Source organism: Mycolicibacterium novocastrense (assembly GCF_001499835.1).
Taxonomy (GTDB): Bacteria; Actinomycetota; Actinomycetes; order Mycobacteriales; family Mycobacteriaceae; genus Mycobacterium; species Mycobacterium novocastrense.
Map to the genome: position 1 here is coordinate 58,825 of NZ_LQIH01000020.1, position 12,589 is coordinate 71,413.

Below are 12,589 nucleotides of genomic sequence, written 5' to 3' on the forward strand. Positions count from 1 at the left end.
AGAGGACATGCTCGCCCGCGCGCAGGCCGAGACCGGGCTGCGCGACTACGGCGATCTCACTCTGCCGCAACGGTTCTCGTTGGTCATCGACCACCTGAACACGATCGGGATGGATGCCGACGGCAGGCGGCGCGCCGCCGAGGTGTGCCACTGGCTGCTCACCTCGCGCCTGGAGTTCTTCGAGGACCGCCGGCGCCACCCGGTCGCCGAGGAGGTCATCGAGCGGCCGATGTTCGTCACCGGTGAGCCTCGGTCGGGCACCACGCTGATGCACGCGCTGATGTCCGTCGACCCGGACTCCCGCGCGCTGCGGTTCTGGGAGGTGATGTATCCGTCCCCGCCGCCTGGCACCGTCGCGGGCGACGACCCGCGTCGCGCTCGGGCCGATGCCGACTGGCGCGAGATCAACGCCAAGCTGTCGAAATGGCTGCACAGCCACCCGTACAACGACATGTTGGGCGACGGGTTGCCCGAGGACGAACGGACCTGGGCCTTCGACTTCCGGGTGCTGACCCCGACCGCGTGGTGGCGTGTGCCGATGCAGACCGTCGTGGGAGGGCTGCCGACCGACCCCGCCGCGCAGTACCGCATCCACAAGGCGATGTTGCAGCAGTTCCAGTACCGTTGTCCCCGAAAACGGTGGGTGCTCAAGGGGTTTCACGGGTTCCGGCTCACGGAACTCTTCGACGCCTATCCGGACGCCACGCTGATGTGGCTGCACCGCGACCCGGTGCAGGTCGCGGCGTCGCGCACGATGATGATGGCCGACATTCTCGAGGGCATCGTGGGACCGGTCGATCTGCATGCCGCGGCGAAGATGCACCTGGCGCTGACCCGCGAGAGCATCGCCAACACCATGGCCAGTCCGCTGGTCGACGATCCTCGGATCCTGCACGTGCGCTACGCCGACTTCATCGCCGACCAGGTCGGCACCGTGCGCCGCTACTACGAGTTCTGTGGCCGAGAGTTGACCGTCGAGGCCGAGGCCGCCATGCGGCGATACCTGGCCGACAACCCGGGCGATCGGCACGGCAAGTTCCGCTACTCCACCGCGCTGCTCACCGACATCGGTGAGGACCTCGGCGCCCTGCACGACGAGTTCCGCCCGTTCCGAGAACGTTTCGGCGTGCCGATCGAGAACCGGGGCTGAGGTGCCCGACGAGCGGCTCTCGGTACACAGCGTCACGTTCTACGGGGCGCCGCTGAGCGAACTGGTGCAGCATTGGCGAGCGCTGGGAGTGCGGCGGCTCAGCCTGATCGACTCGCAGCTGTCCGAACCAGAGCTGCCGACGGTGGTTGCCGGCGAGGGATATTTGGTGGAGACGGTGTACCACCTCTTCTCGTCGCGCGACGCGCTGCTGCGGGTGCTCGACGCGGCCCACGCCCTGGGTGCGCGGGCGGTGTACATGCTGACCGGCGGGCGAGGCGACCTCACCTGGGAACAGGCGGCGGACCGGTTCGGCGAGGCCGTGACGCCCTGCGTCCAGGTGGCCGAAGACGCGGGTGTGGCTCTGGCGATCGAGAACGCGTCGAGCCTGTACGCCGACATCCACATCGCGCACACCCTGCGCGACACGATCACCCTCGCCGAGGCAACCGGACTCGGCGTCTGCATCGACCTGTTCCACTGCTGGGCGGAGGCGGACCTGACCGCGCTGGTGCAGCGGGCCCTGCCCCGAACCCAGATGATCCAGTTGAGCGACTACGTCCTCGGCGATCGTGCACTGCCCGCACGCGCCGTACCCGGCGACGGCGCCATCCCGATCGTGCCGTTCCTCTCGGCGGTACTGGGCGCGGGCTATCCGCACGGTTTCGACCTGGAGCTGATCGGGCCGCGCATCGAGAAGGAAGGTCGCTTCGAAGCGGCACGCCGCGCCTGTGACGTGGTATCGACCATGCTGGAAGAACTCGACGGCTAGGGGAACCGAATGGCGTTCGGAGACGGCCCGGATGACGCCGCGCTGAGATCGGCGTGGGACGCCTTCTGCGATCGGCTGAAACAGGCGGGGGAGCGCGTCTTCAAGGACCACAATGCGGCTTCCGCCATCCACCGGGCAGACGGTTTCCGCTTTCTCACTCAGAATCTCGGGCAGGCGTTCGACCTCGCGTTGGAGACCCGCAACACCCGGTATCCCGAGATCCACACGTTCTGCCATCCGGGTCGCAAGCTCGGTGGCGACTGTGCGGACTTCCTGTACCAGCAGGCGTGGATCGACGGGACGTCGGTGTACCGGATCGTGGGAGAGCGCGGCACCGCCCCCTTCCTCAACATCACGGTGCAGGGACCGCGCCCCGGCGGGCCCGGCGTCCTGCACGAACCGTTCGGGGATGTGCCGGAAGCGAATTTGACGGGGACACAACTGCTTACCGAGGAGAATGGAAGCTTCGAGATCTACATCGGGGGGTCGCGACGGGGACCGAACTGGCTGCCCACCACCGCGGGGTCTCGAAAGCTGTTCATCCGCCAGGGCTTCGACGGCTGGGAGGAGCGACCGGCCCGCATGCGCATCGAACGCGTCGACATGGCCGAGCCCAGGCCGGTGCCGAACCCTGCGGAGATGATCTCGGCCATGGAGTGGGCGGGTGGCTTCCTCACCCAGATGATGTCCGACTGGCCCGAATTCCCGTTCACACTCGGCGGTGTCGACGCCGAGCACCCCAACCGGTTCCCCGACATGGCCGCGACCGGCGCCGACGCCCGGCGCGGCCGCGCGGCGGTGAACATGCACTGGCGGCTGGCCCGCGACGAATCGCTGATCGTCGAGTTCGACGCCCACGACGGATTGTGGATGTTCACCAACATGGGGCCGTTCTTCACCAGCATGGATTACCTCTATCGCCCGGTGAGTTACACGCCGAGCCGCGCGAAGGCCGATTCGGACGGCAAGGTGCGTCTGGTGTTGTCACACGACGACCCCGGTTACCACAACTGGCTGGACACGCAGGGTTTCGAGCGAGGCAACCTCACCTACCGGCACATGCTCGACGGGCATCCCGTTCCTTTGCGCACCCAACTGGTCAAGCGCGCCGACCTCGCCGACGCGCTGCCGCCGGACTGCCCGGTCGTGACACCGGCCGAGCGCACCGCACAGATGTGGGCCCGTTTCAACGGGATTCGTCGACGCTACGGTTGGTAGGGCAGGGCTTAGAGCCGCTGCAGCTTGAACGTCCAGAACTGCATGCCCGGCGGGCCGTTGAAACAGCCGACGTTGTAGTGGGACTCGATGGTGCCGACCAGCGACACCTCGTCCCACGAGTACGTCTCGCGGGTGGGCAGCACCTGGCCGGGACATTGCAGACCGTCCGGTACGTCGACCGTCATGGTGTAGCGGCCATCGACCAGTTGGGCGGGGCCCTCGTAGTAGGCGTAGAACTTCAGGCGCGGGCGCGCGCTCACATAGACACAATCAAGGGGTCTGTCGGGCAGGCAGGCGGTGATGAACCACACCCACGACGCCCGGTTGTACCTGTTGGTGAGCAGGTCGTAGTTGCCCAGCGTCATCATCGCGTTGGCGGGCGGCGGCGCGATGGTGCCCGCGGCCATCACCAGCGCGGCCGCGGCGACGAAGACCTTCCAGCGCTTCAACGTCGTTCCTCTCTGTCCCCGCCCGCTGCCCATCAAATCACCTTTGCGCCCGTGGTGAGCGCGGATCAGGAGATGACTGCGGCTTCCTTGCGTTCCGTGATCGGCCGGGCCAGTTCCTGTTCATTGCAGATTCGCTGAAGCTTCTCCAACGTCTCGTCGAGACCCGGTCCCAGCGGCTTGCTCGGAGTGAAAGTGGCGGGCAGGTTCCGCATGCCCTGGATCACCCCGATCGTGTCGTAATGAACCGTGCCCTCCGGATCGCACACGTAATCCGGCATCCGGTCCAACACGGCGGTCAGCATCGACTTGAAGACCGTCCGTGCCACATTGGATCCCACGCAGCGATGCACACCGATGCCGAAACTGAAGTGGCGGTTGCCTTTCCGGTCGAGCATCACCTCGTTCGGCTGCTCGAACACGGCGGGGTCACGGTTGGCCATCGCCCACGACAGCCACAGTCGCTCATACTTCTTGAACTGCTGGCCCTCGACCTCGACATCCTCGGAGAACGTCCGGCCGTCACCGGGCGCCGGCGTGAAGAATCGCAGAAACTCCTCGGTGGCCGGGTGCAACAGCGTGTCGCGTTCGCGGCTGAGGCGCTCCCGCTCATCGGGGTGCTCGCCGAGCCATTCCAGGGCGTGCGCGGTCAGTGCGGTGGTGGTGTCGAAACCGCCGCCGATGATCAATCCCAGGTTGCCCAGAATCTCCATGTCCGGGGCCGGTTCACCGTCGATGCGCAACTGCAGCAGTGCGTTCACCAGGCCCGGGCGCGGGTTCTCCCGGATTTCCATCATGTTGTTGATGAGGTCGATGCCCATCTCGCGGTGCTGCTCGTTGATCTTCTCCCGTTCGGGAGCGTGTTCGGGCGTGTACACCGAGGCGTGGGTCGGCTCGCTGTAGACGTTCCACTTCTTGAGGTCGATGCCCATCATCGCCAGCGTGAACACCGCCGGCACGACGTTGGCGAGGTGCTCGACGAAATCGATGCGGCCCGACTCGATGTGCTCATCGAGTGCGGCGCGGGTGATCTCGTCGACGAACGGCTCCCAGCGTTTGATGGCCGCAGGCGACAGATACGGGTTCAGCGCACCGCGGTAGGCGCTGTGTTCGGGTTCGTCCATCTCCAGGATGCCGCCGCGAACCACGGTGGCACGACTGGCCTTCGGGATGGTGATGCCCTGAAACGGCGTTTCGCCGGTGATGTCGTGGTGGTTGGATACCGCGGGGCAGCGGGCCAGTTCGAACACGTGCTTGCTGTCCGCGGCGACCCAGTGTCCGTTGTAGGTGTCCGTCCACGCCATCGGGCACCGAGCGTGCATCTCCTCGGTGATCTTCTCGAACTGCAGCCGGTATTCGGGGGTGTGCCGGTCGAAGTGGTATCTGTTCTTCTTGCGGTCGTCGTCTCCGGTGGCTCTTCGCGCCAGCGGCTCATCGCTGTGGACAGTCACGGCGGTGTCTCCTATTGCTTTTCGACGGTCTACGCGGCCCGCGTCATTCGATGACGATGGCCTGTTCCGGGCAGGAGTGGGCGGCCTCCCGCACCAGATCCTCCTGGTCCGGGGGAACCACTTCGTTCACCGCAGAAGCGTGGCCGTCGACGTCGTCGAGTTCGAACGAGTCGGGTGCGATCATCGCGCACAGGGTGTGGCCCTGGCAGCGTGTTCCGTCAACCCAAACCTTCACTGTCACAACTCCTTTGCTCAGTTGTGGTAGTCATACCACTTCAGGTAGCCGCCGGCGTCGACGCGCAGCTGGGCGCCGGTGACGAAGCGGGCTTCGTCGGAAGCCAGCCAGAGCACCGCGTTGCTGATGTCCTCGGGCTCTACCCACGGCACCTTCATGGCCTGCTGCACGTAGAAGACCGGCTCGGCGTCCTTGAGTTCCGGCTTCTCCAGATCGGGCCTGAATGACCGGTACATCGGCTCGCTCTGCAGCATGTTGGTGTTGCAGTTGGTGGGATGCACGACGTTGGCGCGGATCCCCCGGGGCGCGAGCTCGGTGGCCAGGTCGTGCACGTAGGCCGACAGCGCGCGCTTGGAGTGCACGTAAGCCATGCCACCGGGGTCGTTGCCCGGGTCGTTCTTCTCATGGGTGTCCATCAGCGCCGCGGTGGAACCGGTCGCGATGATCGATGCGCCCTCCTTGAGGTGCAGCAGCGACACCTGAATGGCGTTGATCGTCCCGATGAGGTTGGTGTTGATGACGTCGATCCACGCCTGCAGGGGCGGTTGACCTTTCATGCCCGCGACACCGGCCTGCGCGACGACGATGTCGAGCCCGCCGAGTTGCGCGATGCCCTCCTCGACCGCGGCCTTGAGCTGTGCGGCCTCGCGCACGTCGGCCTTGGCCGTGTACACACGCTGGCCGGTCTTCTCGATGAACGCCGCGGTCTCCTCGAGATCCTCCGGCGTGGCCATCGGATAGCCGATGGTGTTGATGTTCTCGCAGAGGTCGACCGCGATGATGTCGGCGCCCTCCTCAGCCAGCCGTACCGCATGGCTGCGTCCCTGCCCACGAGCCGCACCGGTGACGAATGCGACCTTTCCCTGTACGCGTCCCACTGAGGATCCTTTCCTTATTATTTGTCGCCGCTACGTGTTTCGGCCGCCGTTGACGCCCAAGATCTGTCCGGTGATGTATCCGGCCTCCTCGGAGACCAGAAATGCGCAGGCCGCCGCGATGTCCTCGGGCTTGCCGATGCGCCGCACCGGTGTCGAGTCGATGTTCTGTTGCACCACCAGGTAGCCGCGCTCCTCGGACTTGCGAAGCATCGGGGTGTCGATGAACCCGGGCGGTACCGCGTTGACGGTGATGCCGCTGGGCCCGTACTCCAGCGCGAGCGACTTGGTGAGCCCGTTGACGGCGGACTTGGCGGCCACGTAGGGCGCCATGTAGGGCTGACCGGAATGGGTGCTGGACGACGAGATGTTCACGATGCGCCCCCACCCGGCTTCGATCATGTCGGGCAGGACGGCCTGGACGCAGTGAAAGACACCGTTGAGGTTGACGTCGATGACGCGCTGCCAATCCTCGAATTTCAGATCCGTGAAGCGCTTGAACTTCTCCAGCCCCGCGGCGTTGACGAGCACCGTGATCGGGCCGAGCTGCGCGCGTACGGCGTTGAGTGCCTCCTCGACCTGGCCACGGTCGGTGACGTCGGCGGTATAGGCGAAGTCGGTGTCCGACGGGTTGATGTCGATGGTCGCGACGTGCATGCCGTTGGCGCGCAGACGCTGCGCGACGGCCAGCCCGATTCCCGAACCGCCCCCAGTCACGACGGCGTTCTTCATGCCGTTGCCCGAGCTTGTGTCATTTCGCTCCCCGCGTGCGTGCGCGACGCCATCAAGAATCGTCCTTTCGATTATGAGAACCGTACTCTCGCGTCTCGCAACTCCGCAAGACACGGGGGCGTGGCGATTCGCACTGGTGAGACGTTCGACGGAAGATTGTCGCACCGTTATGTGCAGGCAGTGGCGATTCCGATCATTTCCTTGAGTTCTCTTCGTGCGAATGTATGATTCGCCGGGGATGAGAATGAAGTTTCCATCACGCCACGAAAACCCCACATCTGAGGAGGATGATGCAGGAAGCGACCCTCGTCTCGAGCTCCGAACTTGCCGCAGGAACAGTCGGCGTCGATCGCCGGTTGCTGATCGGCGGACAGCTGCTCGAAACCTCCCGGACGTTTCCCTCCATCAACCCGGCCACCGGCGAAGTGCTCGGGCACGCACCGGATGCCACCGTGGCCGATGCCGAAGCGGCCGTCGCAGCCGCGCGTCGCGCCTTCGATGAGACCGAGTGGTCGACCGATGTGGATCTGCGTGTCCGGTGCCTCGAGCAGTTTCACCGAGCGCTCGTCGAGCACCGTGACGAGCTCGCCGCGCTGACGATCGCCGAAGTCGGCGCCACCGAAGCGCTCTGTCAGGGTGCGCAGCTGGACCAGCCGATCGAGATCGTGCGGTACTACGCCGAGCTGCTCAAGACCTATCCGATGACCGAGGATCTCGGGAACATCGAAAGCCGCGGTATGCAGCACCACCGGTGGGTGGAGAAGGAAGCCGGGGGCGTGGTGGCCGCGATCATCGCCTACAACTACCCGAATCAGCTCGCGCTGGCGAAGCTGGCACCGGCGCTGGCCGCCGGCTGCACGGTGGTTCTGAAGTCGGCGCCGGACACTCCGTTGGTCACGCTGGCTCTGGGTGAGCTGATCGCCAACCACACCGACATCCCCGCCGGTGTGGTGAACGTGCTCAGCGGCGCCGATCCGGAGGTGGGCGCCGCTCTGACCACCAGCGCAGACGTCGACATGGTGACGTTCACCGGGTCGACCCCGACCGGGCGCCGGATCATGGCTGCCGCCAGCGAAACCCTGAAGAAGGTCTTCCTCGAGCTCGGCGGCAAGTCGGCGGCGATCGTGCTCGACGACGCCGACTTCAACATGGCCGCATTGTTCAGTGCATTCAGCATGGTCACCCACGCGGGTCAAGGCTGCGCGCTGACGTCGCGGCTGCTGGTGCCGCGCACGCACCACGACGAGATCGTCGAACTGGTCAAGAACAACTTCGGCCTGGTCCGCTACGGCAACCCGGCCGAACCGGGCACCTACATGGGACCGCTGATCAGCGAGAAGCAGCGCGACAAGGTCGACGGGATGGTCAAGCGCGCGGTCGAGGCCGGCGCCAAGCTGGTGACCGGCGGCGAGAAGGTCGACCCCGGCTACTTTTATACGCCCACGCTGCTGACCGACGTCGACCCCGACAGCGAGATCGCCCAGGAGGAGGTGTTCGGGCCCGTGCTCGTCGTCATCGCCTACGACGACGACGATGATGCGGTCCGAATCGCCAACAACTCCATCTACGGCCTGTCCGGCGCGGTGTTCGGCAGCGAGGACCGCGCGCTCGCGGTCGCCCGGCGCATCCGCACGGGAACGTTCTCCATCAACGGCGGCAACTACTTCAGCCCCGACAGCCCATTCGGTGGTTACAAGCAGTCCGGCATCGGTCGCGAGATGGGCAGGGCGGGTCTCGAGGAGTTCCTGGAGTCGAAGACGTTCGCGACGGTGGTGGGCTGATGTGGGCCGTGAAGTGGGGTCCACGCCGCCAGGCAGGGGAGAGACAACTGTGAGTGGACCATTGGACGGCATCCGCGTCCTGGAAGTGGCGATGTACGGGTTCGTCCCCTCCGCGGGTGCGGTGCTGCGGGAGTGGGGCGCCGACGTGGTCAAGGTCGAACATGCGGTGACCGGTGACCCGCAGCGCGGGCTGCGGCAGACCGGGTTGCTTCGCGTCGAAGGCGACCCCAACCCGAACATCGAACACGCCAACCGCGGCAAGCGCAGCATCGGCCTCGACATGTCGGTGCCCGAAGGCAAAGAAGTCCTGCTCGAACTTGCCCGTCGGGCCGACGTCTTTCTGACCAGCTTCCTGCCGGGGCACCGGCAGCGGTTCGGCATCGACGTCGACGACATCCGGGCCGTCAACCCCAAGATCATCTACGCCAGGGGCAGTGCGCTCGGCCCGCGGGGCGAGGAGTCCGTCAAGGGCGGCTACGACATGACCGCATTCTGGTGTCGCGCGGGCACCGCGGCCACCATCACCCCGCCCGGCACCCCGGGCATGGTCGGCCCGCCGGGACCCGCCTACGGGGACACGATCTCGGGCACGAACCTTGCGGGCGGAATCGCCGCGGCGCTGCTCAAACGCGAACGCACCGGCGAGCCGTCGGTGGTCGACGTGTCGCTGCTCGGAAGTGGACTCTGGTCGCTCGGGCACACGGTCGCACTGACCAAACACCTTGGCCAGCGCATGGAGGCCTTCCCGCCCGGTGTCCATGGGTCGCCGATCAACCCGCTCGTGGGGCTGTACCCGACGGCCGACGACCGCTACATCTCGTTCGTGATGATGCAACCCACGAAGTTCTGGGCCGACGTCTGCAAGCACATGGGCCTCGACGAACTCGCCGACGATCCTCGCTTCGCCACGGCGGAGTCGATCGCCGAGAACACCGAGGCGGCGGCGGAGATCCTCAAGGAGACGATGTCGAAGCGTCCGCTCGCGGAGTGGAGCGAGCGGTTCGCGACGCTGCTCGGGCCGTGGGCGCCGGTCCAGGACACGCTGCAGGCCGCCGAGGACGCCCAGATCCGCGCCAACGACTATCTGGTGCAGGCCGGCGAACTTGAACTGGTTGCCAATCCGGTCCAGTTCGATGTCAGCGCACCCCAGAGCGGACCCGCCCCGGGGTTCGCCGAGCAAACCGACGAAATATTGCTGGAACTCGGCTTGGATTGGGACCGCATCATCGAACTGAAGACGGCCGGCGCCGTCACCTAGAACGCGAAAGACAGCCCATGCCCTACGTCGCCTCGATCGGCACATACCTGCCGTGCTGGGGTGCGCCGCTACACCGCGAACCCGGTGACGACGAGGACGCGATCACCCTCGCCGTCGAGGCGGGACGGGCGGCGCTGCTCGCCAGCGGGGCGGTCGAGCGCGTGGTGCTGGTCAGCCGCGATCTGCCCCTGCTCGACAGCAGCAATGCGGCGGTCCTGCTGGCCGGGCTCGGGCTGGACCCGGAACTCGAGGTCGACGAGCGCCTCGGCGGTGCACCCGCGACGCTCGACGCCGTCAGTTCCGCGCGGCCGCGCACGTTGATCATCGGCACCGACCTCGATCCGGCCGGAGCGGCGGCGATACTCACCGCGGAGCGGGGGCTACAGGTGCGCACCGCGGCCCGCGTGGCGCGCAGCCTTCCGGTGCGCACCCGCAAGGCCACCGGTGACGTGCACGACTACGGCGACCCCCGGCTCCTGCACGAGCGCGGGCTCATCGCCTCTCTGGAGGCGGCGTGGCTGGACACCCCGGCGGCGGTCGCTGGTGTCGACCATTCGTGGGCGGCCGAGCTGACGATCGGGGATCCGCCCCCGCTGCCGACCACCGGCGCGAGCGCCGGGTTGTTCGCGTTGGCCGGTATGGCCGAACGGAATACGACGGGCCCGCTGGTCGCCGTCGAACAAGCGAGCCTGTCCGGAATCACGGTCACCGGTGGCGTCGCGGAGCTGAACCGGCGCGAGCCTGCCGCGCGCCCCCAACCCGCGGGCACCATCGTCGGCGACGCCCAGATCCCCATCTCACTCGCCGCATACGAGCGGGCGTTCGAGGCCAAGGTGCGCTGGGAGGCCGGCCGTCACCCGGGTTCCGACGAGCTCGACTTCCCGCCCCGGTACCGGCTGGCCGACAATGCCACGCTTTCGAGCGGGTATGAGCTGATTCCGTTGCCGCGCACCGGAACCGTCTACACCGAAACCACCGTGCACATCCCGGTGCCCGGTCTGCGCTCGCCCTACTCGCTGGTGATCGTCTCGCTCGACGGTGTCGGCGTACGGGCGCTGGTAAAGGTGACCGGCGCCGAGCCCGGATCCGTGGACATCGGCACGCGCGGGCGACTCGCGTTGCGCCGCCTCGCCATTCGGTCCGGAGTACCCGACTACGGGTACATGTTCGAGCCGGAATCGGTGGCCGCCGCATGAGGCGGGTCGCGATCGTCGGCGCCGGGATGACCGCCTTCGGCGAACATTTCGCGCTTGGGCTCAAGGATCTTCTGCCGATGGCCTTCGCCGAGTGCGCGGCCAGCGTGGACAAAGGCTTGAAGAAGTCGGACCTGCAGGCGGCGTGGTTCGGCGCGATGGGCACCGCCGACGGTTTCCCGGCGGGCATCCTGGCCGACACGCTGGGCCTGCCGGACCTCCCCGTCACCCGCGTCGAGAACTCCTGCGCCACAGGCAATGACGCGATCCGCAACGCGCTGTTCGGCGTCGCGTCCGGGGCGTTCGACGTAGCGCTGGTGATGGGCGCCGACAAGTTGCGCGACACCACGTCGCGGGACATGTTGTGGGAGTGGGAGGCGATGGCCCGCGACATGGCGTGGGACTACCCGCTGGGGGTGGTCTCGCCCGCAGGATTCGCGTTACACGTCCGCCGCTATCTGCACGAGGCACCGGCGACACAGGAACACTTGGCGATGGTTGCCGTGAAGAATCACCGGCACGGGGCGAACAACCCCAAGGCGCGACTGCGATTCGAGATCACCGTCGAACAGGCGATGGCCGCACCCGTCGTCGTGACCCCGTTCCGGCTCTATGACTGCGCACCGCAGAGCGACGGCGCGGCCGCCCTGATACTGGCGTCCGAAGACGTCGTCGACCGATTCACGAACCGCCCGGTATGGATTCGCGGAGTCGGGCTCGGCCTCGATTCGGTGATGCACCAACACAAGGCGGACATGACCACGATGCCCGCGACCGTCCGGGCCGCCAAACAGGCTTTTGAGATGGCCAGTCTTGTTCCTGGCGATGTTCATGTGGCTGAAGTTCACGATTTCTTCACGGGCATCGAATTGATCAGCTATGAAGATCTCGGATTCGCCGAGAGGTTCGGGGGCCACAAACTCGTCGAAGCGGAAGAGACGACTATCGGCGGAGGGTTGCCCGTGAACCCGAGCGGAGGGCTGAAGTCCAAGGGGCATCCGCCCGGCGCGACAGGAGTCGCGCAGTGCGTCGAGCTGTTTGCACAGCTTCGCGGCGAAGCCGTGAACCAGGTGGACGGTGCTCGGATCGGCCTTGCCCATAACATTGGCGGGCCAACGGCGGTGGCGGCGGTGACCATCCTGGAAGGAGACGGCAATGGCGCAAGCTAGTGGCCCGGAAAGATGGTCGGCGGGTCTGCCGCCGTTGCGGAATTTGGCCGGGCCGATGCAGGCGGTTGGGGCGTTGTTTGCGATGTCGGCTGATGCGGTGCGGTTTGTGTTTCGCCGGCCGTTTCAGTGGCGGGAGTTTTTGGAGCAGTGTTGGTTCATTGCTCGGGTGTCGTTGGCGCCGACGTTGTTGGTGGCGATTCCGTTCACGGTGTTGGTGTCGTTCACGCTCAACATTTTGTTGCGCGAGTTGGGTGCTGCGGATTTGTCGGGGGCGGGGGCGGCGTTTGGTGCGGTGACCCAGGTGGGCCCGAT

The 12,589-nt window shown here is 66.4% G+C and carries 13 protein-coding genes; 8 read left to right on the forward strand and 5 right to left on the reverse strand.

Annotation, left to right across the window (positions count from 1 at the left end):
• Nucleotides 1-7 precede the first annotated feature (7 nt).
• Genes AU072_RS15745 through AU072_RS15755 form a run of 3 tightly spaced genes read left to right on the forward strand, consistent with a single transcriptional unit; the run spans nt 8 to nt 3,137 of the window.
• Nucleotides 8-1,150: a sulfotransferase family protein gene (locus AU072_RS15745; RefSeq protein ID WP_407937607.1), complete on the forward strand. Its 1,143-nt coding sequence runs from the start codon at nt 8-10 to the stop codon at nt 1,148-1,150.
• Between the two features lies 1 nt (nt 1,151).
• Entirely contained in the window at nt 1,152-1,919 is a 768-nt protein-coding gene (locus AU072_RS15750; protein ID WP_064414645.1) for a sugar phosphate isomerase/epimerase family protein, read from the forward strand.
• Nucleotides 1,920-1,928: 9 nt separating this feature from the next.
• Entirely contained in the window at nt 1,929-3,137 is a 1,209-nt protein-coding gene (locus tag AU072_RS15755) for a DUF1214 domain-containing protein (protein ID WP_064414646.1), read from the forward strand.
• 8 nt (nt 3,138-3,145) lie between these two features.
• Here AU072_RS15755 and AU072_RS15760 read toward each other — a convergent pair whose 3' ends face one another.
• The 5 genes from AU072_RS15760 to AU072_RS15780 all read right to left on the reverse strand — a co-directional run bounded on the left by AU072_RS15760 (nt 3,146) and on the right by AU072_RS15780 (nt 6,876).
• The gene (locus tag AU072_RS15760) at nt 3,146-3,586 is read right to left on the reverse strand and encodes a hypothetical protein (protein WP_064414647.1); all 441 of its coding nucleotides are present in this window, start codon (nt 3,584-3,586) and stop codon (nt 3,146-3,148) included.
• Nucleotides 3,587-3,651: 65 nt separating this feature from the next.
• The gene (locus tag AU072_RS15765; protein ID WP_235629935.1) at nt 3,652-5,034 is read right to left on the reverse strand and encodes a cytochrome P450; all 1,383 of its coding nucleotides are present in this window, start codon (nt 5,032-5,034) and stop codon (nt 3,652-3,654) included.
• Between the two features lie 43 nt (nt 5,035-5,077).
• The gene (locus AU072_RS15770; protein ID WP_064405182.1) at nt 5,078-5,269 is read right to left on the reverse strand and encodes a ferredoxin; all 192 of its coding nucleotides are present in this window, start codon (nt 5,267-5,269) and stop codon (nt 5,078-5,080) included.
• A gap of 17 nt (nt 5,270-5,286) precedes the next feature.
• A complete protein-coding gene (locus AU072_RS15775; RefSeq protein WP_064414648.1) occupies nt 5,287-6,147 on the reverse strand; it encodes a mycofactocin-coupled SDR family oxidoreductase in 861 nt (286 codons plus the stop codon).
• A 30-nt stretch (nt 6,148-6,177) separates the two neighbouring features.
• On the reverse strand, nt 6,178-6,876 hold the full coding sequence (locus AU072_RS15780; RefSeq protein ID WP_064414649.1) for an SDR family NAD(P)-dependent oxidoreductase: 699 nt from the start codon (nt 6,874-6,876) through the stop codon (nt 6,178-6,180).
• Between the two features lie 290 nt (nt 6,877-7,166).
• Between AU072_RS15780 and AU072_RS15785 the strand changes: the two genes are divergently transcribed.
• The 5 genes from AU072_RS15785 to AU072_RS15805 form a co-directional block, all read left to right on the forward strand.
• Nucleotides 7,167-8,657 (forward strand): aldehyde dehydrogenase family protein, encoded by a 1,491-nt coding sequence (locus tag AU072_RS15785; RefSeq protein WP_064414660.1) that lies wholly within the window; start codon nt 7,167-7,169, stop codon nt 8,655-8,657.
• A 49-nt stretch (nt 8,658-8,706) separates the two neighbouring features.
• Nucleotides 8,707-9,915: a CaiB/BaiF CoA transferase family protein gene (locus AU072_RS15790; protein ID WP_064414650.1), complete on the forward strand. Its 1,209-nt coding sequence runs from the start codon at nt 8,707-8,709 to the stop codon at nt 9,913-9,915.
• Between the two features lie 17 nt (nt 9,916-9,932).
• A complete protein-coding gene (locus tag AU072_RS15795) occupies nt 9,933-11,111 on the forward strand; it encodes a Zn-ribbon domain-containing OB-fold protein (RefSeq protein ID WP_064414651.1) in 1,179 nt (392 codons plus the stop codon).
• Nucleotides 11,108-12,277 (forward strand): thiolase C-terminal domain-containing protein, encoded by a 1,170-nt coding sequence (locus AU072_RS15800; protein WP_064414652.1) that lies wholly within the window; start codon nt 11,108-11,110, stop codon nt 12,275-12,277. Before AU072_RS15795 ends, AU072_RS15800 begins: the two co-directional genes overlap by 4 nt.
• Nucleotides 12,264-12,589, forward strand: a 326-nt coding sequence (locus AU072_RS15805; RefSeq protein ID WP_174524483.1) for an ABC transporter permease, incomplete at its 3' end; no start/stop codon positions are given. The genes AU072_RS15800 and AU072_RS15805, both read left to right, overlap by 14 nt.